The 22,575-nt window shown below is 64.2% G+C and carries 26 protein-coding genes, 5 tRNA genes and 1 pseudogene; 23 read left to right on the forward strand and 9 right to left on the reverse strand.

Annotated features, from left to right (window positions below):
* Positions 1-116: 116 nt before the first annotated feature.
* The gene (locus AB5Y72_RS05185) at positions 117-1,076 is read right to left on the reverse strand and encodes a lytic transglycosylase domain-containing protein (RefSeq protein WP_042075677.1); all 960 of its coding nucleotides are present in this window, start codon (positions 1,074-1,076) and stop codon (positions 117-119) included.
* On the reverse strand, positions 1,076-1,354 hold the full coding sequence (locus tag AB5Y72_RS05190) for a YcgL domain-containing protein (RefSeq protein ID WP_042075678.1): 279 nt from the start codon (positions 1,352-1,354) through the stop codon (positions 1,076-1,078). The genes AB5Y72_RS05185 and AB5Y72_RS05190 overlap by 1 nt, the downstream gene beginning before the upstream one ends.
* Before the next feature lie 106 nt (positions 1,355-1,460).
* Between AB5Y72_RS05190 and minC the strand changes: the two genes are divergently transcribed.
* The 6 genes from minC (at position 1,461) to AB5Y72_RS05220 (ending at position 5,145) form a co-directional block, all read left to right on the forward strand.
* The gene (minC, locus tag AB5Y72_RS05195) at positions 1,461-2,177 is read left to right on the forward strand and encodes a septum site-determining protein MinC (protein WP_216990207.1); all 717 of its coding nucleotides are present in this window, start codon (positions 1,461-1,463) and stop codon (positions 2,175-2,177) included.
* Between the two features lie 18 nt (positions 2,178-2,195).
* Positions 2,196-3,008 carry a septum site-determining protein MinD gene (gene minD / locus AB5Y72_RS05200; RefSeq protein WP_042075682.1) on the forward strand — a complete coding sequence of 271 codons (813 nt, stop codon included), beginning with the start codon at positions 2,196-2,198 and terminating at the stop codon, positions 3,006-3,008.
* A 2-nt stretch (positions 3,009-3,010) separates the two neighbouring features.
* Positions 3,011-3,277, forward strand: a complete 267-nt coding sequence (gene minE, locus AB5Y72_RS05205) for a cell division topological specificity factor MinE (protein ID WP_042075683.1) — start codon at positions 3,011-3,013, stop codon at positions 3,275-3,277.
* Between the two features lie 173 nt (positions 3,278-3,450).
* The gene (locus AB5Y72_RS05210; RefSeq protein WP_042075684.1) at positions 3,451-3,777 is read left to right on the forward strand and encodes an HI1450 family dsDNA-mimic protein; all 327 of its coding nucleotides are present in this window, start codon (positions 3,451-3,453) and stop codon (positions 3,775-3,777) included.
* A complete protein-coding gene (gene mtgA / locus AB5Y72_RS05215) occupies positions 3,762-4,538 on the forward strand; it encodes a monofunctional biosynthetic peptidoglycan transglycosylase (protein ID WP_216990206.1) in 777 nt (258 codons plus the stop codon). Before AB5Y72_RS05210 ends, mtgA begins: the two co-directional genes overlap by 16 nt.
* A 283-nt stretch (positions 4,539-4,821) precedes the next feature.
* Positions 4,822-5,145, forward strand: a complete 324-nt coding sequence (locus tag AB5Y72_RS05220; RefSeq protein ID WP_042075688.1) for an HI1450 family dsDNA-mimic protein — start codon at positions 4,822-4,824, stop codon at positions 5,143-5,145.
* Between the two features lie 44 nt (positions 5,146-5,189).
* On the opposite strand, the gene AB5Y72_RS05225 is transcribed toward AB5Y72_RS05220, so the two are convergent.
* Both AB5Y72_RS05225 and AB5Y72_RS05230 read right to left on the reverse strand, forming a co-directional pair.
* A complete protein-coding gene (locus AB5Y72_RS05225) occupies positions 5,190-5,501 on the reverse strand; it encodes a DUF1289 domain-containing protein (RefSeq protein ID WP_042075689.1) in 312 nt (103 codons plus the stop codon).
* A 1-nt stretch (position 5,502) separates the two neighbouring features.
* Positions 5,503-6,372: a S1 RNA-binding domain-containing protein gene (locus AB5Y72_RS05230; protein WP_042075691.1), complete on the reverse strand. Its 870-nt coding sequence runs from the start codon at positions 6,370-6,372 to the stop codon at positions 5,503-5,505.
* A 270-nt stretch (positions 6,373-6,642) separates the two neighbouring features.
* Between AB5Y72_RS05230 and AB5Y72_RS05235 the strand changes: the two genes are divergently transcribed.
* The 4 genes from AB5Y72_RS05235 (at position 6,643) to AB5Y72_RS05250 (ending at position 9,021) form a co-directional block, all read left to right on the forward strand.
* Positions 6,643-7,875 carry a UPF0149 family protein gene (locus AB5Y72_RS05235; protein ID WP_368198654.1) on the forward strand — a complete coding sequence of 411 codons (1,233 nt, stop codon included), beginning with the start codon at positions 6,643-6,645 and terminating at the stop codon, positions 7,873-7,875.
* Between the two features lie 150 nt (positions 7,876-8,025).
* On the forward strand, positions 8,026-8,496 hold the full coding sequence (locus AB5Y72_RS05240; RefSeq protein WP_042075694.1) for a MarR family winged helix-turn-helix transcriptional regulator: 471 nt from the start codon (positions 8,026-8,028) through the stop codon (positions 8,494-8,496).
* Complete coding sequence (locus AB5Y72_RS05245) at positions 8,493-8,681, forward strand: DUF4250 domain-containing protein (RefSeq protein WP_042075696.1); 189 nt, start codon at positions 8,493-8,495, stop codon at positions 8,679-8,681. The genes AB5Y72_RS05240 and AB5Y72_RS05245 overlap by 4 nt, the downstream gene beginning before the upstream one ends.
* A 160-nt stretch (positions 8,682-8,841) precedes the next feature.
* Positions 8,842-9,021, forward strand: coding sequence for a hypothetical protein (locus AB5Y72_RS05250; RefSeq protein ID WP_042075698.1), 180 nt, complete (start codon positions 8,842-8,844; stop codon positions 9,019-9,021).
* 85 nt (positions 9,022-9,106) lie between these two features.
* Here AB5Y72_RS05250 and AB5Y72_RS05255 read toward each other — a convergent pair whose 3' ends face one another.
* Positions 9,107-9,694 carry an FMN-dependent NADH-azoreductase gene (locus tag AB5Y72_RS05255; protein ID WP_042075699.1) on the reverse strand — a complete coding sequence of 196 codons (588 nt, stop codon included), beginning with the start codon at positions 9,692-9,694 and terminating at the stop codon, positions 9,107-9,109.
* A gap of 227 nt (positions 9,695-9,921) precedes the next feature.
* On the opposite strand from AB5Y72_RS05255, the gene AB5Y72_RS05260 reads away from it, so the two are divergent.
* From AB5Y72_RS05260 to AB5Y72_RS05275, 4 genes are all read left to right on the forward strand, one after another.
* A complete protein-coding gene (locus tag AB5Y72_RS05260) occupies positions 9,922-10,812 on the forward strand; it encodes a DMT family transporter (RefSeq protein WP_368198655.1) in 891 nt (296 codons plus the stop codon).
* 73 nt (positions 10,813-10,885) lie between these two features.
* Positions 10,886-12,064 (forward strand): formate-dependent phosphoribosylglycinamide formyltransferase, encoded by a 1,179-nt coding sequence (purT, locus tag AB5Y72_RS05265; RefSeq protein WP_368198656.1) that lies wholly within the window; start codon positions 10,886-10,888, stop codon positions 12,062-12,064.
* Between the two features lie 127 nt (positions 12,065-12,191).
* Positions 12,192-12,851 (forward strand): hexitol phosphatase HxpB, encoded by a 660-nt coding sequence (gene hxpB / locus AB5Y72_RS05270; protein WP_368198657.1) that lies wholly within the window; start codon positions 12,192-12,194, stop codon positions 12,849-12,851.
* Between the two features lie 163 nt (positions 12,852-13,014).
* A complete protein-coding gene (locus tag AB5Y72_RS05275) occupies positions 13,015-13,218 on the forward strand; it encodes a CPXCG motif-containing cysteine-rich protein (protein WP_042075710.1) in 204 nt (67 codons plus the stop codon).
* A gap of 303 nt (positions 13,219-13,521) precedes the next feature.
* Here the strand turns inward: AB5Y72_RS05275 and AB5Y72_RS05280 are convergent.
* Together AB5Y72_RS05280 and AB5Y72_RS05285 are read right to left on the reverse strand one after the other, a co-directional pair.
* Positions 13,522-13,854 (reverse strand): annotated as a pseudogene (locus AB5Y72_RS05280) (YkvA family protein); the annotation flags it as partial.
* Between the two features lie 175 nt (positions 13,855-14,029).
* The gene (locus AB5Y72_RS05285) at positions 14,030-14,647 is read right to left on the reverse strand and encodes a riboflavin synthase subunit alpha (RefSeq protein WP_368198658.1); all 618 of its coding nucleotides are present in this window, start codon (positions 14,645-14,647) and stop codon (positions 14,030-14,032) included.
* Positions 14,648-14,782: 135 nt separating this feature from the next.
* On the opposite strand from AB5Y72_RS05285, the gene AB5Y72_RS05290 reads away from it, so the two are divergent.
* The 7 genes from AB5Y72_RS05290 to AB5Y72_RS05320 all read left to right on the forward strand — a co-directional run bounded on the left by AB5Y72_RS05290 (position 14,783) and on the right by AB5Y72_RS05320 (position 17,275).
* Positions 14,783-14,989 carry a YaeP family protein gene (locus AB5Y72_RS05290; protein ID WP_010674629.1) on the forward strand — a complete coding sequence of 69 codons (207 nt, stop codon included), beginning with the start codon at positions 14,783-14,785 and terminating at the stop codon, positions 14,987-14,989.
* Positions 14,990-15,140: 151 nt separating this feature from the next.
* Complete coding sequence (locus AB5Y72_RS05295; RefSeq protein WP_209792154.1) at positions 15,141-16,520, forward strand: MATE family efflux transporter; 1,380 nt, start codon at positions 15,141-15,143, stop codon at positions 16,518-16,520.
* Positions 16,521-16,715: 195 nt separating this feature from the next.
* A tRNA-Val gene (locus AB5Y72_RS05300) sits at positions 16,716-16,792 on the forward strand.
* 11 nt (positions 16,793-16,803) lie between these two features.
* Positions 16,804-16,880 (forward strand) — tRNA-Val (locus AB5Y72_RS05305).
* 17 nt (positions 16,881-16,897) lie between these two features.
* Positions 16,898-16,974 (forward strand) — tRNA-Val (locus AB5Y72_RS05310).
* Positions 16,975-17,084: 110 nt separating this feature from the next.
* Positions 17,085-17,161: transfer RNA gene (locus tag AB5Y72_RS05315), tRNA-Val, on the forward strand.
* 37 nt (positions 17,162-17,198) lie between these two features.
* Positions 17,199-17,275 (forward strand) — tRNA-Val (locus tag AB5Y72_RS05320).
* A 130-nt stretch (positions 17,276-17,405) separates the two neighbouring features.
* Here AB5Y72_RS05320 and AB5Y72_RS05325 read toward each other — a convergent pair.
* On the reverse strand, positions 17,406-19,808 hold the full coding sequence (locus tag AB5Y72_RS05325) for a DNA polymerase II (RefSeq protein ID WP_368198659.1): 2,403 nt from the start codon (positions 19,806-19,808) through the stop codon (positions 17,406-17,408).
* Between the two features lie 132 nt (positions 19,809-19,940).
* Here AB5Y72_RS05325 and AB5Y72_RS05330 point away from each other — a divergent pair, with 132 nt between their 5' ends.
* Entirely contained in the window at positions 19,941-20,594 is a 654-nt protein-coding gene (locus AB5Y72_RS05330; RefSeq protein ID WP_368198660.1) for a hypothetical protein, read from the forward strand.
* Positions 20,595-20,641: 47 nt separating this feature from the next.
* The gene (locus AB5Y72_RS05335) at positions 20,642-21,520 is read left to right on the forward strand and encodes a pirin family protein (protein WP_216990197.1); all 879 of its coding nucleotides are present in this window, start codon (positions 20,642-20,644) and stop codon (positions 21,518-21,520) included.
* A gap of 71 nt (positions 21,521-21,591) precedes the next feature.
* Here the strand turns inward: AB5Y72_RS05335 and AB5Y72_RS05340 are convergent, their stop codons facing one another.
* Positions 21,592-22,452: a PA4780 family RIO1-like protein kinase gene (locus AB5Y72_RS05340; protein ID WP_216990196.1), complete on the reverse strand. Its 861-nt coding sequence runs from the start codon at positions 22,450-22,452 to the stop codon at positions 21,592-21,594.
* Positions 22,453-22,575: the final 123 nt, after the last annotated feature.

Consider the following 22,575-nt stretch of genomic DNA (forward strand, 5'->3'; position numbering starts at 1 on the left):
GAGCAAAGCCCTTGATTAAGGCGAGTTTGATAGAGAAGCAAAGAGAAAAAAACAGGCGACAAGCGACCCGATGCGGGTGGCCATGAGGGGTGGGTCAGTGAGGGAGCAAGAGGCGACTATTCCCCGATGCGATCGGCCAGGGTGCCGACGGCCACCACGAAATAGGGGGAGCGGTTCCAGTGACGCAGCACCCGGTAATTGTCGTAGGCGAGGTAGCTGCGCCCGTGAATATCGTCGGGGCGGATGAGGGAGGCCTGCATGTCGGCCTTCGGCAGCGGCGAGCCATCCAGCCGACGCACCCCGAGGGCCTGCCAGGCCGAGAGCGGCTTGCGGGTCTCAAGCCCCAGCAGGGCAGGATCGAGATCGCCGGGCACCCTCACCCGCCGACCCCAGGTCTCGTCCTCGCGCCAGCCGTTCCGGTGCAGATAATTGGCAGCGGATCCAAAGACATCCGCGAGATTTCCCCACAGATCCTTCCTGCCATCCCCGTCCTGATCCACCGCGTATGCGAGGAAGGAGGAGGGCATGAACTGCACCTGCCCCATGGCCCCCGCCCAGGATCCCTTGAAGGCCGCCGGGCTCACATGCCCCTGCTCCAGGATGCGAAGGGCATCGAACAGTTGATCCTTGAAGAAGGCTTCCCGTCGCCCGTCCCAGGCCAGGGTCGCCAGGGAGGAGATCAGCGGGAAATTACCGGTCAATTTGCCGAAATTGGTTTCAATTCCCCACAGGGCGACAATAAAACGGGGTTGCACCCCATATTCACGGCCTATTTTTGTGAGCAGCGGCAAATGCTGGCGATATAAGGCGTTGGCTTGCTTGACTTTCCATTCCGGCACCGCGCGGGGAATATATGTGTCCAGCGTCAATTTGAATTCCGGCTGGTTTTTATCGTGCCGGATCGCTGCCTCGATGAGGCGGACATCGGCAAAGGCGGCCTGCACGGTGGCGGCCGGGATCCCGACTGCCACCGCCTCCTGTTTGAGGCCCTCGACATAGCGTGCGAAGTCGGGGCTGGCCTGCAGTGGCGCGCTCAACAAACCGCCGAGCAATAGCAGCGCCAGCAGACCCCGCATCAGGATGAGGCCTTCAATTGCGCCTTGTGCTGCTCCAGCAGGTTTTCCGGCGGGGGCGGTACCTGCAGGTAGAAGCCCTGACTCTTCAGGGCGGCCATCACCCGCTCGGTCGAGGCCAGCCCCAGGGGTTTGGCCGGGTCCAGTTTGGTCATCAGGACCAGCTCGGGACGCCCGAAGGTACTCATCAGTGCCTCTGGCACCCGGGAAAAGTCCTCTCTTCTTTCAATAAAGAGATAGGTCTCGGCTTTTTTGCGACTTTTATAGACTGCACACAACATGGAACTTGATATAATCCGACGGGTTTATTGCCTCTGGTGGTGGCAAACTATAACATCAGGAATTGAATAACAATAACGTATTGCCGTCTCGGTTCGGGGAAGATTCATGGTTGAACGCGATAACGAATTGAAAGGGACCACCTTCACTATTTCTGTGTTGCATCTCAGCGATGGCAATCCGGCCCGGATCCGACAACTGCTGGAGGCCAAGGTCGCGCAGGCCCCCCAGTTTTTTAATTGTGCCCCCCTCGTCCTCAATGTGGAACGCCTCACCGAGATCCCGGATTTCGAACAGCTCAAGGAGCTGGTCGAGTCGGAGGATTTCGTGCTGGTCGGCATCACAGGGACCCGCGACGAGGCGATGAAGACGGCGGCCAAGGCGGCCGGTCTCGCGGTGCTGGTCTCGGGCAAGAGCCGCAAGGCCGAGCCCGTGGCACCCGCACCGCCCCCCGAACCTGAGGCAACACCAGTCGCCCCCGTTCAGGCCCCCCTGGAGGCGAGCAAGGTCCACGTCGGGCCGGTGCGCTCCGGCCAGCAGATCTATGCCGCCGGCACCTCCCTGGTGGTACTGGGCTCGGTGAGCCCGGGCGCCGAGGTCATCGCCGACGACAGCATCCATGTTTATGGCGCCCTGCGTGGCCGTGCCATCGCGGGGGCCAAGGGCAATCCCCAGGCCCGCATTTATTGCCAGCAATTGCAGGCCGAGCTGCTCTCCATCGCGGGCACTTTCCAGCTCAGCGATGCATTGCCGGCAGGCCTGATCCAAGAGCCAGTCCATATCCGGCTGGACAACGAACAACTTCGTATAGACCGAATCAAATAGAGTTACAAGGAAGCGAGAATGGCGCGAATCATAGTCGTTACATCGGGCAAAGGTGGCGTTGGCAAGACCACAACCAGCGCGGCCCTGAGTACCGGTTTAGCCCAGCGTGGCCACAAGACAGTGGTCATCGATTTTGACATTGGCCTGAGAAACCTGGATCTCATCATGGGCTGCGAGCGCCGCGTGGTGTATGACTTCGTCAACGTCATCAACGGGGAAGCCAACCTCAACCAGGCCCTCATCAAGGACAAGCGCTGCGAAAATCTGTTCATCCTGCCCGCCTCCCAGACCCGGGACAAGGACGCCCTGACCCGTGACGGGGTCGAGAAGATCCTGGATCAGCTGGCAGAGATGAAGTTCGACTACATCGTCTGCGACTCCCCCGCCGGCATCGAGTCTGGCGCCCTGATGGCGCTCTACTTCGCCGACGAGGCCATCGTCACCACCAACCCGGAAGTCTCTTCCGTGCGCGATTCCGATCGCATCCTCGGCATCCTGGCCTCCAAGTCCCGCCGAGCCGAGCGTGGCGAGGATCCCATCAAGGAGCACCTGCTGCTGACCCGCTACTGCCCGACCCGCGTCAACCGTGGCGACATGCTGAGCGTGCAGGACGTGCAGGAGATCCTGGCCATCAAACTGCTCGGGGTGATCCCGGAGTCCCAGGCGGTGCTGCGCGCCTCCAACTCCGGCGAGCCGGTGATCCTGGACAAGGAGTCCGATGCCGGCCAAGCCTATGAGGACGCCGTCGCGCGCCTGCTGGGTGACACCAAGGATTTTCGTTTTCTGGAAGAAGAGAAGAAGGGCTTCTTTAGCCGACTGTTCGGGAGTTAAACATGTCATTATTGGATTATTTTCGTTCCAACAAGAAACAGAACACCGCACAACTGGCCAAAGAGCGGTTGCAGATCATCGTCGCCCACGAGCGCTCATCCAGAGGGGGGCCGGATTACCTGCCCCAGCTCAAGCAGGACATCCTCGACGTGATCCGCAAATACGTGGAGATAGACCCTGACAAGATCACGGTCCAGCTCGACAAGAAGAGCGACGAGCTGTCGGTGCTGGAGCTCAACATCACCTTCGCCGACGACAAGAAGGGATGAGCTGACGCCCCATGCGCGACCCTTTCCCCCAATGAAGACCGGATCCTTTGCCAGGATCCGGTTTTTTATTGGTGCCGGCACATCTCGCCAAGGGCGACGGGGGCGGCTAGAATACCGCGCACCACGAGGGCCTGCCGACGGCGCCCCTCCCCATCATCTGGAACACCGAACTTATGTCTTTGCACGACGAAATGCACAGCGTCGAGGAACTGCTCGACACCGCCCTCGCGCTCTTCATGGAGCTGGCCTCCGACAACCTGCCCGAGCAGGAGATCGCCCGTTTCAACCAGGAGTTCAACGACCGCGGCCTGCTGGCGGAAACCGATCCCGCCGACGACTGGGCGGCGGACGTGGGCTTCGAAGTCAGTGATGCCGACTATATCGAGGTCTGGATCGGCCTTGGCAACGAACAGGAAGAGTACGAACACCTGTTCGCCCGCATGCTGCTCTCCCGCCGCGTCGACGAGAAGTTCTGCCACATCGAATGGCTGCCCCAATAATTCCGGACCCCGATGATCCCGGTCACTATGACTGGGACGCAGAGCCCGAGCCCGTGAGGGCGACGGGGTGGCGGCGCCTGCTGGGCTGGCTCGGCAAGCTGTTGCTGGCCGCCTTCCTCAGCACCATAGTCTCGGTGGCATTGCTGCGCTTCATCGATCCCCCCATGTGGACCTGGCGCCTCGAACGGGCGCTGTTCCCGCCGGCCAAGGTGGCCGAGGTGAAGCACGACTGGGTGCCGCTTGAGCAGATCTCCCGCGAGCTGCAGCTGGCGGTCATCGCCGCCGAGGATCAGCGCTTTGCCGAGCACAACGGCTTCGACATGGATGCCATCAGCTCCGCCCTCAGGCACAACCAGCAGAGCCGGCGGGTGCGCGGCGCCAGCACCCTCAGCCAGCAGACGGCGAAGAACCTCTTCATGTGGAGCGATCGCAGCTTCCTGCGCAAGGGGATCGAGGCCTGGTTCACCCTGCTGATGGAGCTGGGCTGGGACAAGTCCCGCATCCTCGAGGTGTATCTGAACATCGTGGAGTTCGGGCCCGGCATCTATGGCGCCGAGGCCGCCGCCAGGCACTACTTCGGCAAGCCGGCGGCGCGGCTGACCCGCTACGAGGCCTCCCTGCTGGCCGCCGCCCTGCCCAACCCCTGGCGCTACCGGGTCAAGCCCCCCTCGCCCTATGTGCAAAAGCGCTCGGCCTGGATCCGCCGCCAGATGGGCCAGCTCGGCCAGATCACCCTGAACCGGGTCCACGAGGCGGGCTAGGCGGGTCGGCGGCATCGGGCGCAGGGCCAAGATGACCGCCGACGGTTTCCCGGTGCAACGGCAGATAGTGCCACCACCAGGTCTCCCGTCGCCGCGTGATCCGTCGCCTGTAGTGTCGTCGCTTCATGCTGCCTGCACGCCTCGTCATGCCGCCCGCGCGGCGGCTCTGTTAACCTTATCCCCTGATCCCGCCATTTGACAGCACGGCGTCACCGCCCCCAGGCTAGCTGCCACCCCCAATAATTGCTAAAGTGGTGAACCTGGACGTATCTGGAGTGATTTCATGGAACAACGTAGCCCGGATCAGCTGGTCGAGTGGGCCTATGATCAGTTTCTGGAGCAGGCCGCCGACATGCTGGCCCCCGAACAAATCGTCGACATTACCCTCGAGTTCGAGCAGCGTGGCGCCGTCGAGGCGACCCTGCCCAATGCGGACTGGTCGACCGAACTCGGCGAGCCGGTCGACATGGCGCGTTGGGCCGAGGTCTGGGTCGGCTTGCTGGATCACCAGGAGGAGTTCGAGGTGATCTACGCCATCTTCCTGCTGCCCCGGGATCAGAGTGAACACGAGGTGCACGTTCGCTGGCACCGCCAGCAACAGGCATAAGAAAGGCGCCCCTGGCGCCTTTTTCGTTTTTGCGATTCACCGGTTCAGGGCCGTGCCGCGACGGCCTTGGCCAGGCAGCGCCGGCACCAGCAGGCACCGGCATCGCTCATGGGCAGAGCCGGCAACTGGCTGCACCAGCAGCGCTCGATGGGCTCACCGGCAGAGACGGCGCAAAACGCCGGCTCGCCGCAACCCGGGCAGACATGGGTGCTGATGGTCCCGTCCAGCTCCGCCATGCGCGCCAGCTGGGCCTCGCTGTCCATGGCGGACCACTGGCCTATCTCGGTCAGGGTGCGACCGCAGCCGAGGCAGAGCCCATCCCTGGCCTGGCACTGGCCTATGCAGGGGCTCGGCACCTTATTCGCCGTCCCCGGCCGCATTCGCCCCGGTGAGGCTGATGCTGTTGTCTTCGATGACGATCCTGCCCTGCTTGTAGAGCCCGCCGATCGCCTTCTTGAAGGTGCCCTTGCTCATGTTGAACATCTTGTAGATGAGCTCGGGGTCGCTCTTGTCCCCCACCGCCAGACTCCCCCCCTGCTTTTGCAACCGGGTCAGGATGCGCTCCCCGGCGTCGTCCATGCGGGCCAGCCCGGGTTTTTGCAGGGCCAGATCCAGCTTGCCATCCTCACGCACCTGCTTGACCCAGGCGGTCAGCGGCCGACCCGTCATCACCCGGCCGAACACCTCGTTCCTGAACAGCATGCCGGCGTACTGGCCGTTGACCACGGCCTTGATGCCGAGGGGGGTGTGTTCCCCCGGCAGGGCCGTCACCTCGTCGCCGGCCTTGAAGGGGGGATCGCTGCGCAGGAAGCGCTCCAGGCGGCTGGTGCCCACCATGCGCCCCTCGTTGTCCAGCATCAGGTGCACCAGATAGACGTGACCCACCTGCATCGGCTTGTTCTGCTCGCGGCTCGGCACGAACAGATCCTTCTTCATGCCCCAGTCGAGGAAGGCCCCGATCTTGTTGGCGTTGACCACCTTGAGGCCGACGATGTCCCCCACCATGGCGAAGGGCTTGTCGGTGGTGATCACCGGCTCGCAATCGGCGTCCAGATAGAGGAAGACGGACACCTCACCCCCTTCGGCGACGCCTTCCGGCAGCTGGCGCCTGGGCAGCAGTAGCTCGCCATATTCCCCCGCAGCCAGCCAGGCGCCGCGATCCTCGAGCTCAACGACGGTGAGGGTGTTCATCTTGCCAATCTGTAACATGGTGATCTCTTCTTTCAATATCCGGATGGGCCCGTTTTGCCGGCCCGTAAATGGAGGCGCATCGCCGCCGTCGTCCGACGTAAAGAAGACGGGGCTTATTTCTCATGCAGGCGCGCATGTTACCCCAGAGCGGGGGCTGGACCTAGTCCCCTGCCCTCTGGACGCGGACTATTTTCCCGTCCCCTGGCGCCCAGAATGGCGATATTAGCAGCATTCGGTCGCCCCTTTACTGCAAATAACCCCACTTTTAGGTAGACTTCGCGGCCGTCAAATCCGGAGGAAGCGTCGATGAACCCAGCCACTCGTACCCGTCATCTCAATCAGTGGATCCAGGCCCACAGCCGGCAGGACATGAGTTATCCGGCCCTGCACGGCTTTCTCTGCGCCCGCCTGACGGGGCCGACCGCCCCCGACTGGCGGGATCCGCTGGCCGGTCTGCTGCACCATGAGGCCGAGCTGGACGAGAAGAGTGCCGAGGCGCTGCACCAGCTGATCGCCGAGCTGGAGGCCCAGGCCGACGCGGCACAGCTCACCCTGCCCAGCCAGTGTCGCCTCGCCACCGACAACCCGGAGCAGGTGTTTGACAAGAGCCATCCTCTGGGCCAGTGGAGCTACGGCTTCAGCCAGGGGGTCGCCTGCTGGCCCACCCCGACGGACCTGAACGATCCGGCCACCCGCCAGCGCTTCAGCCTAGTCGCCGAGCTCTGCCTGTTTCGCGACAAGCCCATAGCCATGATGCTGCACCAGGCTGCGGCCAGCGAGCTGCCCTTCCTCGATTTTTGCAAGCGCCAGCGCCAGCAGATGAAGACGGCCCTGAACCTCCTGCTCGGCCTTGAACACTACGAGGCCAGGCCCGAGGAGCCAGAGCTCCCCGAGAACGACCAGACCCGCCAGTGGCAGCAGTGGTTCGAGCAGGCGGCCCAGAGCCGCGACCCCCTCGCCCGCCTTGGCTGGTTCGACCGCATCGTGGCCGATGCCACCCCCCTGTTCGACGAGGCGTTCTGGCGGCAGCACGCAGGCCATGGCTGGCAGGCCCCCGAGGCCCGGCCCCTGATCGCGGCCAGGGCGGGGCGGGCCGACTGCCTGCTGCGCCTGGGACAGCTGGCTCAGGCCAGGGACGAATACCTTGCCCTGCTCGCGCTCTGCCTCGCCGACGAGCCGGGTTGCCGCCATCCTCTCTCCAGCCTCTATGCCCGGCAAGGGGAGTGGGACGCCCTCAAGGCGCTGCTGGTGCGCTTCGACGAGGCCTCCTGCTGGCTGCTCTACAACAGGGCGCTGATGAGCTTTGTCTGCGAGGGGCCAGAGGCGGCCCGTCCGCATCTGGCCGCCGCCCTTGGCGCAAACCCCCATGTGCCCGCCTGCCTGCTGGGCCAGCGCAAGCTCCCCAGGCAGGATCCCCCGCACTGGCAGCCGGGCAGCCGGGACGAGGCCGCACTCTATGCCTTGCAGAGCCGTGAGGCCTGGCTTGCTCATAATGCCTTGATCTGGCTGCGTAAAGGGGTCAGCAAAGAGGTCAGTTGAGACCCTATTTGTCCCCTTGATGATGCAACACGTGCGCAAACGCACATTTTTCTGGTGCCTGGTCGGACAAATGCCCCTGTGTTACGTATCATCAAGGTCAAAGTATCAAGAGAAACTGCACTCGATGCAGCCGCCACAGCAGGATGTCATATGTCGAAGATCATAGAGCTGCTCGCGCATTACCCTCCCTATCAGCTGGTGCACGCCGCTGAGATGGTGCGCGATACCTTTGAACAGTTTTATCAGCAGCGTTACCAGCTGACGGTCCCCCAGTGGCGCCTGATGATGGTGCTCGGTCCCCACTACCCCATCAGCCAGAAGGAGCTGGTGGAGGCGAGCGGCATGGACAAGGTGCGGATCTCCCGCGAGATCCACCGCCTGGTGGAGAAGGGCATACTGTTCACCGAGAACAGCGTGCAGGACAAGCGCATCAGCCTGGTCTCCTTCACCCCGGCGGGGCTCACCCTGTTCCAGCAGCTCAAGACCGAGGCGGGCAGCTGGCAGCATACCCTCACCGACTATCTGCCGGAGGAGGCGCGTCAGAGCATCCGCTTCCACCTGCAGAGCGTCAGCGACGCCATCGAGCAGCTCCACCTGCTGGACAAGGAGCAACAGTCATGAAGCTGACCCAGTTTGCCACCATGGACGTCAACATGCTGCTGAGCCTGGTCAACATGCAGTTGCGTGATCACTACGATGATCTGGACGATCTCTGCCAGTCCCAGGATCTCGACAAGGCGGCCCTGGTGGCCCGCCTCGCCACCGGTGATTTCCACTATCTGCCCGCACAGAGGCAGTTCAGATAGGGATCCGGATCACAACCCGGCCCATGCCGCTGGCGACGGCGACAAAAACTGCTATGGTGATGGCTACCCGGTCAGTGGCCAGTGGCAAGGCGTACGGATACATCTTGCTGTCACAGACCGAGGTTAGCCTCTCGTTCAGCCCAGCAGCCAAGGATGACCCATGATGCGCCTGACCCGTTCCACCAGCCTGATCACCCTCAGCGCCCTGCTGATGATCAGCCTCTTCTCCCCCCAATTGCCTGACAGTGCCGAACAGTGGCTCACCACCCTGCTGCTGGGGTCCCTGGTGGCGGTCTGCCTGATGGTCGGCAGCGGCTGCCGCCACTTCCTGCGGGAGTGACTCGCCTGCGATACCTCGCAAAAAAACAACGCAGCCCTTGGGCTGCGTTGTTTTTTTCACATCCTTGGGGTGACCCCGAGGGACATCAGTAGGCCAGGGTTTCCAGCTGCTCCTTGGCCTGCTCGATCCCCTTGGCTTGCGCCTCCGGCCCCATGCCCATGCCCTCGGCATAGATGAAGTCCACGTCCTTGATGCCGATGAAGCCCAGCACGGTGCGCATGTAGGGGGTCACCAGGTCGGTGGCGTTGCCCACGTGCATGCCGCCACGGGGGCTGACCACCAGAGCGCGGGTGTTCTCCACCAGGCCCACCGGGCCGGTCTCGGTGTAGCGGAAGGTCACGCCGGCACGGGCCACCAGATCGATCCAGTTCTTCAGCTGGGTCGGGATGTTGAAGTTGTACATGGGGGCCGCGATGATCACCAGGTCGCTCGCCTTGAGCTCGGCGACCAGCTCGTCGGACTGGGCCAGCACCGCTTGCTGACGCTCGTTCAGGTTCTCGCCGCCACGCAGGCCCATGGCCAGCTCGCCGTCCAGCACCGGCAGGTTCAGGGTCGCCAGATCGCGCACCTTGATGGTGTCACCCTGGCGATCGGCCAGGTAGCCGTCGATCAGCGCGTTGGATTGGGAATATTGGCCCAGGATGCTGGACTTGAGTACGAGGATATTGGCCATGGTGAAACTCCATTTGATTGTCAATTGAACAGCCAGGCTGTCGATGGAGGTCACTATAAAGATTGAGATTCAAGCCTGATAGCGAAAATAGATGCTCAAGTTATTCAAAAAATTTGATGATTCGACTCCCTCAGGCCAACAGAGGTACTCAGCGAACTCCCTGCCCTTGGCAGAACAAACGATTGCCGTTATGATCCGCCGCACTTTTTGTAAGTGACCCGGATCCCATGACCACCTCCCGCAGGCACTCCCCCTTTGCCGGCGCCGTCTGGATGATGGTGGCAGGCCTCTGCTTCGCCGCCGTCAACAGCCTGAGCCAGTATGTCAGCTTCCAGCTCGGCCTCCCCTCTACCCAGGTCGCCTTCCATCAGTACCTGATCGCCCTGGTCTGCCTGCTGCCCTGGCTCATCCGTCACGGCCTGCGTCAGTCCCTGATGACGAACCAGCTGCGGCTGCACCTGCTGCGGGTCGCCCTGGCCGTGGTCGGCATCCAGTTCTGGCTCTGGGCGCTGGCGGTGCCCGTCCCCATCTGGCAGGGAATCGCGCTGCTGATGACCTCGCCCCTGTTTGCCACGCTCGGCTCCGCCCTGCTGCTCAAGGAGCAGGTGAGCCGGGCCCGGATCCTGGCGACCCTGGCAGGCTTCGCCGGCGCCATGCTGATCCTGGCCCCCTGGACCGACGACTTCAGCTGGGCCTCGCTGCTGCCGGTGGCGGCCGCCCTCTTCTGGGCCGGTTACTCCCTGCTGGTGCGTTATCAGGCGGCGAGCGAGTCGTCCCACACCATAGTCGTCTACCTGCTCATCTTCAGTACCCCGTTCAACGCCATGCTGGCGCTCCCCGACTGGCAGTGGCCAAGCGAGACCCAGTGGCTGCTGGTGGCCGCCTCCGGCATGCTGTCGGCCCTGGCCCAGATGTCCATCGCCCGCGCCTACAGCGTGGCCGAGGCCTCCTTCGTGCAACCCTTCGACTTTGCCAAGCTGCCCATGAACGTGCTGGCCGGCTGGCTGGTGTTTGGTTGGGCGCCCCCCGGCCGATTGTGGCTGGGGGCCGCCATCATCATCGGGGCCATCACGCTGCTGACCCATCTGGAGCAGCGCGCCCACAGATCCGTTTCCTGAGGCACGCCATGCGTGCCTCTTTTTTTGCTCACCCGGGTCAGCCCCTCTGACCCTCGACCTCAGGAGAGATCACATGTTTGGAACCGCCACCCGCCCCGGCGCCACCCGTGCCCTGCTGCTCGGCTCAGGCGAACTCGGCAAGGAAGTCGCCATCGAGCTGCAGCGCCTCGGCATCGAGGTGATCGCTGCCGACCGCTACCCCAACGCCCCCGCCATGCAGGTGGCGCACCAGGCCCGCGTGCTGGACATGCTGGACGGCGCTGCCCTGCGCGTCCTGGTGGCCGAGGTCAAGCCCGACCTCATCATCCCCGAGATTGAAGCCATCGCCACCGACACCCTGGCCGCCCTCGAGCAGGAAGGGGTCAGGGTGGTGCCGAACGCCCGCGCCACCCAGCTCACCATGAACCGGGAGGGGATCCGCCGCCTCGCCGCCGAAACCCTGGGACTGCCCACCTCCACCTACCGCTTCGCCCAGAGCAAGGAGGAGTTTGTCGCCGCCGTCGAGGCTATCGGCCTGCCCTGTGTGGTGAAGCCTGTGATGAGCTCGTCCGGCAAGGGCCAGAGCCTGCTGCGCGATCTCGCCAAACTGGACGAGAGCTGGACCTATGCCCAGGAGGGGGGCCGCGCCGGTCGCGGTAAGGTGATCGTCGAAGGCTTCGTGCCCTTCGAGTACGAGATCACCCTGCTCACGGTGCGCGCCGTGGACGGCATCCACTTCTGCGATCCCATCGGCCATCGTCAGGAGGATGGCGACTACCGCGAATCCTGGCAGCCCCAGGCGATGAGCGAGCTGGCCCTGGCTCGCGCCAAGGAGGTGGCGGCCAAGGTGGTCGAAGCCCTTGGCGGCTACGGTCTGTTCGGGGTCGAGCTCTTCATCAGGGGTGACGAGGTGTGGTTCAGCGAAGTCTCCCCCCGCCCCCACGACACCGGCATGGTGACCCTGATCTCCCAGGATCTCTCCGAGTTCGCCCTGCACGTGCGCGCCATCCTGGGGTTGCCCATCGGCACCATCACCACGTTCGGGCCAAGCGCCTCCGCCGTTGTACTGCGGGACGGCCACAGCCAGGACATCCGCTATCAGGGTGTCGGCGAGGCGCTGGCTCTGGTGCCGGGTGCCCAGCTGCGCCTGTTCGGCAAACCGGAGATCGCCGGTCGCCGTCGCCTCGGGGTAGCCCTGGCCCGCGGCCAGGATTGCACTGAAGCGGTGGAACAGGCCAAGGCGGTTGCCGCCCGGGTCGAGGTCCTCTTCTGATCCCGTTGCATCGGCGCACAACACAAACGCTTGTCGGCATGATCTGGCGCAAGGGGCAGGCGACTGCCCCTTTTCCATTGAGGCGCCTGCCGTATAATCCCCCCTTCACCTCTGTCAGGAGTACAAGATGTTAGCTGCCGTGATCTTCGATATGGATGGCGTTCTGATCGACTCGGAACCCTTTTGGCAACGGGCCCAGATGGCCGTGTTCTCCGAGTTGGGTCACCCCCACACGGAAGAGGACTGCAACTCCACCATAGGGGTGCGCATCGATCAGCTGGTGGCCCACTGGTATCGACTGCGCCCCTGGAGCGGTCCCAGCCAGGAAGAGGTAGTACAGCGCATCCTGGATCAGGTGATCACCCTCATTCTGGCGGAAGGCGAGCCCAAGGCCGGCGTGCTGGAGGCCCTCGACCTCATCGAGGCGCAGGGCCTCAAGATCGGGCTTGCCACCTCCTCCCCCTTCGCCATGGTGGACACCGTCCTCGGCAAGCTGGGCATCCAGGATCGCTTCCTGGCAGTGCACTCCGCCGAGGTGGAGCGCTTTGGCAAGCCCCACCCGGATGTCTACATACACGCCGCCGAGAAGCTGGGGGTGGACCCGGTGCACTGTCTCGCCATCGAGGACAGCTTCACCGGGCTGCTGGCCGCCAAGGCCGCCTCCATGACGGCGCTGATCGTGCCGGACCCGGCCCTGGTCGGCGATCCCCGCCTGGCCATCGCCAACCACGAACTGCGCTCCCTTGCCGAGCTGGACGCCGAGATGCTGGCCAGCTGGGTCGGGTGAGCCCCAAAACGGCACCCTGGTGCCTGAGCCGTCGACCTCATCCGTGGGTGACCTCGCCTCTCCCTTGATCAGGGTCATAAACGTGCGCTTGCTCGCGGTCAAGGCCGCGCGACCCAACTAGAATCAGGGGAGAAAGGCGGCCCAAGGGCCCGAGGAGGTCACCATGATCGAGTACACCAGCAAGCGCATCGTCTGCCCCCACTGTGGTCATCACACCCGAGTCGAGCTGGATGCCAGCCAGGGGGATCAGGAGTTCTACGAGGATTGCATGGCCTGCTGCAATCCCATCCACCTGCGGCTGCACCGGGACGAGGCCCGCGACTGCCTGCAACTGTTCGTGGATGCGGACGACGAGCAGGTTTTCTAAGTTTCTCGAGGGATTGGTCCGAGATAACTTGAGAGAGCGGTAGAACCTGAGCCCTGGCAATCCTGTGCCGGGCGAGTGTAGGGACAAAGGTTCAGGGGCCACCTCGGCGGCTCCCACCACGAGATAGCCCCGCAATGGCAACGGCCTGAGACGCCGCCACACAGTCGCAAGCCAGATGAAAGCGCCCCTCCGGAGCAGACGCTGAGCACCAGCCCTCGGTGGGACTGCGTCAACACGGCGCGAGGCGTCGCACGCCTTCTCCTACGCCAACCAGCCGTACAGCAGCAGCGCGGCGCCCCCTATCCAGAGCGCGACAAACACCGCCGCGGCCACCCGGCTCACGGGCCGCTGGGCGGCCCTGGCGGCGGTGGCCCTGTGCTCCTTCATCACCTTTGGCGGGATCAGCCGCACGGCCAGCAAGATCCCGAGCGGCACCAGGACGAGGTCATCCAGGTAGCCGAGCACGGGGATGAAGTCGGGGATGAGGTCGATGGGCGAGAGGGCATAGGCGGCGACAAGCAACGCAAGCGCCTTCGCATACCAGGGGGTCCTGGGATCCCGGGCCGCGAGCCACACCGCATGAACATCGCACTCGATGGCTTTCGCCCACTGCCTGGCTTTCGAGATGAGCCTTGTCGTCATGATCTCCGTCCCTCTTTCCCCCGTGTAACGGGATCTCCCCTTCGAGACAGGGCGCCTCCCCTGTCCCATGTCACGCGATACCCGGTACCGCCTTTGGCCCATCGCCCCGAGAGACGACAAGGGCCTGCCTGTCGCAGGCCCCTCTGGCCGCGGCGTCCGCATGGGGGCATCAGTCCGGGCGGCGCGCCGCCAGCACCCGCTCCACCGTATCGACGATGGCCTGGGTCTGGGGATCGATCTCGATATTGGTCTGCCAGCCTGCCTTGACCCAGCCGAGGTTGGTGCGGGCCAGGGTCTCGGGGATGAGGTTGACGCAGAACTCGCTGTCTCGCACCTCCCCCACGGTGAGGCTGATGCCGTCGATGCCGATGTAGCCCTTGGTCAGCACGTATTTCATCAGTTCGGGGGCGAGGCGATACCACACCTGGCGGTTGTTCGGGGTGTCGATGACCGAGGTCACCTGTGCCGTGCCCATGATGTGGCCGGACATGGCATGACCGCCGATCTCGTCCCCAAAGCGGGCGGCCCGCTCCACGTTGACCTTGTCCCCCACCGCCAGTTGCCCGAGGTTGGTGAGGCTCAGGGTCTCCTGCATCAGATCGAAGCTGACCAGATCCCCCTCCACCCGGGTGACCGTCAGGCAGCAGCCGTTGTGGGCCACGGAGGCGCCGAGCGCCAGCCCCTCGCCCCAGGCCGGGCTCGGCATGCGGATCACGTGGGTGCGAAAGTTGGGCAGCGCCTCGATGGCCACCAGTTCGGCGGTCCCCTGTACTATGCCGGTAAACATGTGTCTCTCCACGCTGTGACAAAATTGTCGGCAGGTTACCCCCGCCCCCCCTGCAAGACAAGCATGCCGGCTGACAAGGAGAAGCGCGATCGCTATAGTGACCCCATTCAATCCAGGCTTAACGAGGAAACAAAAATGCAGGTATATCAGTGCTGTGAAGCCATTCGCATCGCCTACAACCAGATTGGCTCCGGCGAGCAGGGCTATGTGCCCCAGGCCATCGCCGCCAGCATACGGGCGCTCAACGCCGTGGCGTCCGACGAGCGGGTGCCGGCGGATCTGCGCGAGCAGGCAGCCTATGCCGCGGCCAACCTGCTGATCAGCGATCACGAGGACGCCTGATCCCGGGCACAAGTCGACCGCCGACCTTCCCCGTTGGCGGATTTTCAGGCTAGAATGACACCCCCGCATTTTGTCTCCTCAGGACGAGGAGGCAAAAGCCCATCTCTCTTACCCGCTCTTTCTCTATTATCTGATCCACTCGGAGGTGTCAGTGCAACGTTATTGGTCCGAGGCGAAGCAGCTCCTTCGTCTAGCCAGCCCCATACTGGTGGCCCAGGTGGCCCAGATCGCCATGAACTTCGTCGATACCGTGATGGCGGGACAGGTGAGCGCCGTGGATCTGGCCGCCGTGTCGGTGGCCTCCAGCTTCTGGCTGCCGGTCATCCTGCTGGTGCAGGGCATCATCATGGCGCTCACCCCCATCGTCTCCCAGCTCAACGGCGCCCGCAAACAAGACGAGGTGCGCCCCGCCGTGCACCAGGGCTTCTGGCTGGCGCTGATGGTGACCCCCATCGCCATGGTGGCGCTCTACTTCAGCCCCCTGGCGCTGCAGTTTATGGACGTGGATCCCGTCATGGCGGAGAAGACCGCCGGCTACCTGCACGCCATCCTGTGGGGGCTACCCGCCTTCGTGCTGTTCCAGGTGCTGCGCAACTTCAGCGAGGGGCTCTCCCACACCATGCCGACCATGGTGATCGGCTTCGTGGGGCTCGCGGTCAATATCCCGGCGAACTACATCTTCATCCACGGCCACTTCGGCATGCCCAAGCTCGGCGGGGTCGGCTGCGGCGTGGCCACCGCCATCGTGCTCTGGGCCATGCTGCTGGCGATGATCCTCTATGTGAAGTTCTCCTCCCACTTCCAGAAGATCAACCTCTTCGCCCAGCTGGCACGCCCCAACGGCAGCCGGATCTGGCGCCTGTTTCGCCTGGGGTTTCCCATCGCCATGGCCATCTTCTGCGAGGTGACCCTGTTTACCGTGGTGGCCCTGATGCTGGCCCCGTTCGGTGCCGAAACGGTGGCGAGCCACCAGATAGCGCTGAACTTCTCCAGCCTGGTGTTTATGCTGCCGCTGTCCATCGGTGTCGGCGTGACCATCCGGGTCGGTCACAACATAGGGGAAGGGCAACCGGATCAGGCCAGGGTCGCCGCCCGCACCGGCCTGATGCTGGGCATGGGGGTCGCCGCCGCCACCGCCGCCCTCACCGTGCTGCTGCGCGAGCCCATTGCCGGGATCTACACCGATGATCTCCAGGTGATAGGCCTGGCCGCCACCCTGCTGTTTTTCGCCGCCATCTACCAGATCTCCGACTCGGTGCAGGTGGTAGCGGCGGCGGCCCTTCGCGGCTACAAGGACACCCAGGCCATCTTCTACGTCACCATCGTCGCCTACTGGGGCATGGGGCTCCCCACCGGCATGATCCTGGGACTGACCGACTGGGTGGTGCCGCGCATGGGGCCCCAGGGCTTCTGGGTCGGCTTCATCGTCGGCCTCACCTCTGCCGCCCTGATGCTGGGGGCGCGGCTGCGCGTCATCTATGGCCGCTTCGCCAGCCCCGCGGCCTGCACCGCCCTCTCCCGGGCGCAGTAGGGCGCAGCCAGGAGCACAGGGAGCCGCGCGTTTTTTGGCGGCTCGCCTGCAAAATCAACAGGCTGCGCAAGAACTGGGCAAACAGTCTCCTTTGTGCATGTCCCTTGTTGACAGCCTTGGGGGCCATGGGTAGTATGCCGACCACGCCAGCAGTGCTGGCGGGATAAAACGGGCTTTCGGTCCGGTTTATGAAGTGGGTTTATAGCTCAGTTGGTTAGAGCACTACCTTGACATGGTAGGGGTCGTTGGTTCGAATCCAATTAAACCCACCACTTTTCGTGATGCGTCCTTAGCTCAGCTGGTTAGAGCACCACCTTGACATGGTGGGGGTCGGTGGTTCGAATCCACTAGGACGCACCATCACGAAATTCTGTTATGCGTCCTTAGCTCAGCTGGTTAGAGCATCACCTTGACATGGTGGGGGTCGGTGGTTCGAATCCACTAGGACGCACCATAACAGTTTGAATTGATTGCAGATGTGGATTTATAGCTCAGTTGGTTAGAACCGTACTTTGACATGGCGTAGGCGATGTCGTTGGTTCGAAACCGGTTGAACGCAGATGTGGGTTTATAGCTCAGTTGGTTAGAGCACTACCTTGACATGGTAGGGGTCGTTGGTTCGAATCCAATTAAACCCACCACTCCCCTGCAATCACACAAAGTCGCCTTGCGCACCCTGCGTCCTTAGCTCAGCTGGTTAGAGCATCACCTTGACATGGTGGGGGTCGGTGGTTCGATTCCACTAGGACGCACCAGATTGAAAAAGCCCGCTCCTAGAGCGGGCTTTTTGCATTTCTCCCCTTTCCTGCCCGTATCTGAACGACTGAATCCGCCGTGCGTTCAACCATGCCCGGCAGGCAGGCCCCCCGTCCGAAGGCGATCTCGTCAGAAGAGATCGAGCTGCTGGCCGCAGATCCGCTCGAACGATTCGCCGATAAAGGGCAGGATGGCGTCGGCGATGGGCCTCAGCTGCTTGTCGATATAGTGCTCGTAGTCGATGGCGCTGCGCCTGTATTCCAGCGGCTCTGGCCCGTTCAAGGTCACCAGGTAGGCGATGGTGCCCCTGTGCTGGTAGCGCTGGGGCTGACCGCGGCGCAGGTTCTCCTCGTCGGCCAGACGCGCCGCCCGCACATGGGGCGGCACGTTCTTCTGGTACTCCTCGAGCTTCTGGCGCAGCCGCTTGCGATAGATCAGCAGATCGTCGTGCAAGCCGGCCCGGGTCTCGTCCACCATGGTGCGCACATAGCCGCTGGGATCCTGGTCGTGGAAGACCAGCTCATAGAGCCGGGTCTGGAAGGCCTTGGCAAGGGGCGTCCAGTCGGTGCGCACCGTCTCCAGCCCCTTGAACACCAGGTGCTCAGCTTCCCCTTCACCCACCAGCCCCGCATAGCGCTTCTTGCTTCCCTTCTCCAGCCCGCGGATGGTGGGCATCAGGAAGCGGCGGTAGTGGGTCTCGTACTGGATCTCCAGATGGCTCGGCAAGTCGAACTCACCCCTGATCCGCGCCGCCCAGTTGTCGTTGATCAGCTTCGCCAGCCGCTGGCCGATCTCGTCCGCCTGCTCGGGGCTGGCATCCCGCCCCAGGTGCACGAAGGTGGAGTCGGTGTCGCCATAGATCACCTCGAACCCCTCCCCCTCTATCCACTCCCGGGTCTGCTGCATGATGCCGTGACCCCGCAGGGTGATGGAGGAGGCAAGCCTCGGGTCGTAGAAGCGGCAGCCCCCCGAGCCCAGCACCCCATAGAAGGAGTTCATGATGATCTTGATGGCCTGGGAGAGCGCCTTGTTGCCGGCCGCCTTGGCCCTGTCCCGCGCCGCCCACAGGGTGGCGATGAGATCCGGCAGGAAGTGCCGCTCGCGGGAGAACAGGGCGCCGCGAAAGCCAGGAATGGCGTGCGCGGGGTGTTGCAACCCCTCCACCAGCCCCATGGGATCGATGCAGAAGGTGCGGATGATGCTGGGATACAGGCTCTTGAAGTCGAGCACCAGCACGTGGCGATAGAGCCCGGGCCTGGAGTCCATCACGTAGCCGCCCGGGCTCGCCAGCCCGCCGTCGGCGGGCAGGTTCGGGGCCACGTAGCCGCCGCGGTGAAGCCGTGGCAGATAGAGGTTGGTAAAGGCCGCCACCGAGCCCCCCACCCGGTCGAGCTCCAACCCGGTGAGGGAGGCCCGCTCGATGGCGAAGGGGATGAGGTGGCAGAAGTCAAAGATCTCCCACACCAGCTTGCAGTCTTCCAGGTTGTAGCGGGCCAGCGCCTCCTTGTCGGAGTGAAACAGCTCGGTGATCTTCTCCCCCCGGTTGGCCACGTCCTCGATGTCCTTGCCGCGGCCGAGCAGCTCGCTTGCCACCGCATCCAGGCTGTAGCTCGGGAACTGCCAGGTGGCGCTTTTGAGGGTATCGATGCCGTCCAGCACCATGCGCCCGGGGATGATGACGCTGCCGCTCTGGGGGTCGTTTCGGGACGAGCGCCAGAAGCAGAGCTCCCTCCCGCGCCCGAGCCGCAGCCGCCGCTTGCCGAGCTCGGCGCGGCGCAGCAGCAGGCGAAAGTCGAAGTTGACCACGTTCCAGCCGATGACGAGATCGGGATCGTGCAGCTGGAACCAGCGCTCCAGGGCGCCGAACAGGGCGCTCTCGTCCGCCACCCACTCGACCCGGGTGCCCCAGCTATCGGCATCCGCCTCCGGGGTGCCAATCATGATGACCCGCGCATCCTCACGGCTATAGAGCCCCACCGAGAAGAGGGCCCCGTCCATGGCGCACTCCACGTCGAGAGACACCCAGGAGAGGGTCGGCGTCACGGCCTGCGGCGCGCAGCGCGCCTCGTTCACCTCCCAGTAGCCCTGACTGCCCCCCCTGCGCCTCGCCTTGCCATCGAAGCGTACCCCTGCGGTGATGAAGCGCTCCATCAAAAAGCGCTCCGGCAGCCGGATATCCGCCTCGAAGTGCTCCAGGCCGCGGATGAGCAGCAGCTCGATGGCGCGGTGGAAGGCGCTCAGGGTCGCGAAGTAGCAGCCCACCACCCGACTGCCCTCGAAGGTGTGCATGGGCAGGCGGCGAAACCGCCCCCGCACCCCGGCGCCCTTGAAGAGCTCGGCCGCCTCCTCCAGGTGGCGCTCCGGCAGGAAGAAGACCGGCTCCTGTCCCGGCACCACCAGCCGCACCGGCCCCTGGGCGCTCCAGAGCCACATCACTATCTCGGTACGCCCCTGCACATCCCGGCCGTGACGGGTCAGGATGAAACCGTCGAGCGGCGGGGTGGCGGGCGGAGCGGGCTGGATCTCGGTCATGCAGGCTATGGAGTTCAAGGCTGGGATGAGACTATTGTACGTTCATACAGTAGCGCCCCGCAATCCTGACTGCCCGGGCCGATGATATGCCGTATAATCCGCTCAAGATCAGCCTCTCTCCCAGGAGTCTCCATGCGCGTCATTCTGCTTGCCCCCCTGTTTGCCCTGAGCCTCGTCGGCTGCAGCTCCTCGTCGGGCGGCGGAGCAGGGGCCGGCCCTGGTGGCCCTTACGGCGGTGCCTATGGCGCCTCTTACTGGTGGTATGACGACTATTACGGCTATTGGAACGACTACTATCCCTGGTGCTGTGACAACCAGGGGGAGTTCGACGAGCTGATCAAGAAGTGGTGGAATGGGCTCGATCCGGCGCGCCAGCAGGAGATCAAGGAGAAGTATCAGGATTGGCAGGAGGACCATGGCCAGCCAGACCTGGTCACCCTGCGGGGGGATCTGGCGACCCGCTGGCATGCCATGACGCCGGAACAACGACAGGCGCTGCGCGACAACCGGCAGAACAGACCCAGCATCAGCAACCCGGACAAGTCCCCGCGCTCGCCGCTGGACGACAGAGGCGGCACTCTTCCCAGGGCCGAGAATGGCCTGCTAGCCCCCTCGACTCTGCCCAAGGCCGACAACGGCTTGCTGACGCCTTCCGCTCAGCCCAGGGGGGATGCCAGACCGCACCTCCCCCGCACCCTGGCCACGCCGGTACGCCCCACCGTCAGACCGGCGATAAGACCCGGCTTCACCCCCATGCGTAGCGTCGGGGGAGGTCGCCGCCGCTAGGGCCGCTGGCCTCGCCCCATTCCCTCTTCCCGCACAAGGAGCACGACATGACACATGAGTGGCAACGCATCGCCTCCCGCCTCACCGACGTAGGCGGCATCCCCGTGGCCCGGGCCCTCCCGGTCAAGGAGCGGCGCACCATAGGACCCTGGTGCTTCCTCGATCACATAGGGCCGACCCGCTTCGCCCCCGGCGCTCCCGGGCTGGACGTGGGGCCCCACCCCCACATCGCCCTGCAGACCTTCACCTGGATGCTGGAGGGGGAGATACTGCACCGGGACAGCCTGGGCAGCGAGCAGGTGATCCGCCCGGGCCAGGTCAATCTGATGACCGCCGGGCACGGCATCGCCCACACCGAGGAGTCCCTCCCGAACCAGCCCGATCTGCACGCGGCCCAGCTCTGGATAGCCCTGCCCGAGGTGGATCAGCACACCCCGCCCCGCTTCGATCACTACCCCAGGCTCCCCCGCTGGCAACAGGGGGAGATCACACTCACCCTGCTCATCGGCGAGCACGACGGGCAGCGCGCCCCCACCCTGCACTTCTCCCCCATCCTGGGGCTGGATCTGCACGCCCCCGCAGGGGGGCAGATCACCCTCTCCCTGGATCCCGCCTTCGAGCACGGCCTCTTCCCCCTGCAGGGGGAGACAGTCGTCGCCAACGATCCCCTCGCCCCCGAGCAGCTGCTCTATCTGCCGCCGGGAAACCGCACCCTGGAGCTGACCCTGAGGCCCGGCGCCCGTCTGCTGCTCATCGGTGGCGAGCCCCTGGCCCAGCCGCTGCAGATCTGGTGGAACTTCGTGAGCTTCGACAGGCAGGCCATTCGCACCGCCGCCGCCGACTGGGAGCGGGGCGATCCCCGCTTTGGCGAGGTGCGGGGCTATGCCGGCCCCCGCCTCAAGGCGCCGCCCCTGGCCGGGCTCTGACAGGCCGCACGAACGACACAGACAAAAAGAGCGCCTGATGGCGCTCTTTTTGACGACGTGACGACAGGGGCTCAGAACCCCTCCTCCTGCTCCGCCTGCTGTCTGGCGCGGCGGGCCATGGCCTCCACCTGGGCGCTCTCGATCTCGTGCAGCACCCCGTCCAGATCGATGGCCTCCCGGCTCTCCTCGAACAGGCCGGTGAGCTCGGTCTCGGGGCCCAGCTTGCCATCTTCGAACAGGGCCCACATCTCTCTGGCGTAGCGGGTCTTCAGCAGCTCGGGGGCATACATGCCGTAGTAGTTGCGCATGTTGTTGACGTCCCGCTCCAGCATGGCCTTCGCCTGGTTGTTGGCGGCGGCGTCCACCACCTGGGGCAGATCGATGATGACGGGGCCCTGCTCGTCCACCAGTACGTTGAACTCCGAGAGATCCCCGTGGATGAGGCCGGCGCAGAGCATGCGCACCACGTAGCGGATCACCTTGCCATGGTCGATGAGCGCCTGCTCCCGGGAGAGCGCCACGTCGTTGAGGCGGGGGGCCACGTTGCCGTCGGCATCGGTGACCAGCTCCATCAGGAGCACACCGTCCAGGCAGACATAGGGTCTGGGCACCCGCACGCCGGCGGCAGCCAGCTTGAACAGGGCGTCCACCTCGGTGTTCTGCCACACCTCCTCGTGCTGCTGGCGGCCGTACTTGGAGCCCTTCTCCATGGCGCGGGCGTTGCGGCTGTTGCGTACCCGGCGCCCCTCCTGGTAGACCACCGCCTGCTTGAAGCTGCGCTTGGAGGCCTCCTTGTAGACTTTGGCGCAGCGCACCTCGTCGCCGCAGCGCACCACGTAGACGTCGGCCTCTTTGCCGCTCATCAGCCGGCTGATGACCTCGTCCACCAGGCCGTCATCAACCAGGGGCTGGATTCGATTTGGAATTTTCATGACCGCCCTTTCACCCTATTCATGCCTTAGTTGCCTCTGTGTGTCCCCTGACCGCCATGGTCATCACCGAAACCGGAGCATGCGGTGCCTGCGTCATCAGGTCAATAAAAACGGCCCTCAGGC

The organism is Aeromonas sp. R7-4 (assembly GCF_040908055.1).
Lineage (GTDB): Bacteria > Pseudomonadota > Gammaproteobacteria > Enterobacterales > Aeromonadaceae > Aeromonas > Aeromonas sanarellii.

What these genes read in the sequence shown, in the direction of transcription:
- AB5Y72_RS05340 (WP_216990196.1), bottom strand. Translation starts at nt 22,452, where the DNA reads ATGAAAATTCCAAATCGAATCCAGCCCCTGGTTGATGACGGCCTGGTG.
- minD (WP_042075682.1), top strand. Translation starts at nt 2,196, where the DNA reads ATGGCGCGAATCATAGTCGTTACATCGGGCAAAGGTGGCGTTGGCAAG.
- AB5Y72_RS05245 (WP_042075696.1), top strand. Translation starts at nt 8,493, where the DNA reads ATGAAGCTGACCCAGTTTGCCACCATGGACGTCAACATGCTGCTGAGC.
- AB5Y72_RS05210 (WP_042075684.1), top strand. Translation starts at nt 3,451, where the DNA reads ATGTCTTTGCACGACGAAATGCACAGCGTCGAGGAACTGCTCGACACC.
- AB5Y72_RS05220 (WP_042075688.1), top strand. Translation starts at nt 4,822, where the DNA reads ATGGAACAACGTAGCCCGGATCAGCTGGTCGAGTGGGCCTATGATCAG.
- AB5Y72_RS05335 (WP_216990197.1), top strand. Translation starts at nt 20,642, where the DNA reads ATGACACATGAGTGGCAACGCATCGCCTCCCGCCTCACCGACGTAGGC.
- AB5Y72_RS05190 (WP_042075678.1), bottom strand. Translation starts at nt 1,354, where the DNA reads ATGTTGTGTGCAGTCTATAAAAGTCGCAAAAAAGCCGAGACCTATCTC.
- mtgA (WP_216990206.1), top strand. Translation starts at nt 3,762, where the DNA reads ATGGCTGCCCCAATAATTCCGGACCCCGATGATCCCGGTCACTATGAC.
- AB5Y72_RS05250 (WP_042075698.1), top strand. Translation starts at nt 8,842, where the DNA reads ATGATGCGCCTGACCCGTTCCACCAGCCTGATCACCCTCAGCGCCCTG.
- AB5Y72_RS05285 (WP_368198658.1), bottom strand. Translation starts at nt 14,647, where the DNA reads ATGTTTACCGGCATAGTACAGGGGACCGCCGAACTGGTGGCCATCGAG.
- AB5Y72_RS05290 (WP_010674629.1), top strand. Translation starts at nt 14,783, where the DNA reads ATGCAGGTATATCAGTGCTGTGAAGCCATTCGCATCGCCTACAACCAG.
- minC (WP_216990207.1), top strand. Translation starts at nt 1,461, where the DNA reads ATGGTTGAACGCGATAACGAATTGAAAGGGACCACCTTCACTATTTCT.
- AB5Y72_RS05260 (WP_368198655.1), top strand. Translation starts at nt 9,922, where the DNA reads ATGACCACCTCCCGCAGGCACTCCCCCTTTGCCGGCGCCGTCTGGATG.
- minE (WP_042075683.1), top strand. Translation starts at nt 3,011, where the DNA reads ATGTCATTATTGGATTATTTTCGTTCCAACAAGAAACAGAACACCGCA.
- hxpB (WP_368198657.1), top strand. Translation starts at nt 12,192, where the DNA reads ATGTTAGCTGCCGTGATCTTCGATATGGATGGCGTTCTGATCGACTCG.
- AB5Y72_RS05235 (WP_368198654.1), top strand. Translation starts at nt 6,643, where the DNA reads ATGAACCCAGCCACTCGTACCCGTCATCTCAATCAGTGGATCCAGGCC.
- purT (WP_368198656.1), top strand. Translation starts at nt 10,886, where the DNA reads ATGTTTGGAACCGCCACCCGCCCCGGCGCCACCCGTGCCCTGCTGCTC.
- AB5Y72_RS05240 (WP_042075694.1), top strand. Translation starts at nt 8,026, where the DNA reads ATGTCGAAGATCATAGAGCTGCTCGCGCATTACCCTCCCTATCAGCTG.
- AB5Y72_RS05330 (WP_368198660.1), top strand. Translation starts at nt 19,941, where the DNA reads ATGCGCGTCATTCTGCTTGCCCCCCTGTTTGCCCTGAGCCTCGTCGGC.
- AB5Y72_RS05325 (WP_368198659.1), bottom strand. Translation starts at nt 19,808, where the DNA reads ATGACCGAGATCCAGCCCGCTCCGCCCGCCACCCCGCCGCTCGACGGT.
- AB5Y72_RS05185 (WP_042075677.1), bottom strand. Translation starts at nt 1,076, where the DNA reads ATGCGGGGTCTGCTGGCGCTGCTATTGCTCGGCGGTTTGTTGAGCGCG.
- AB5Y72_RS05275 (WP_042075710.1), top strand. Translation starts at nt 13,015, where the DNA reads ATGATCGAGTACACCAGCAAGCGCATCGTCTGCCCCCACTGTGGTCAT.
- AB5Y72_RS05255 (WP_042075699.1), bottom strand. Translation starts at nt 9,694, where the DNA reads ATGGCCAATATCCTCGTACTCAAGTCCAGCATCCTGGGCCAATATTCC.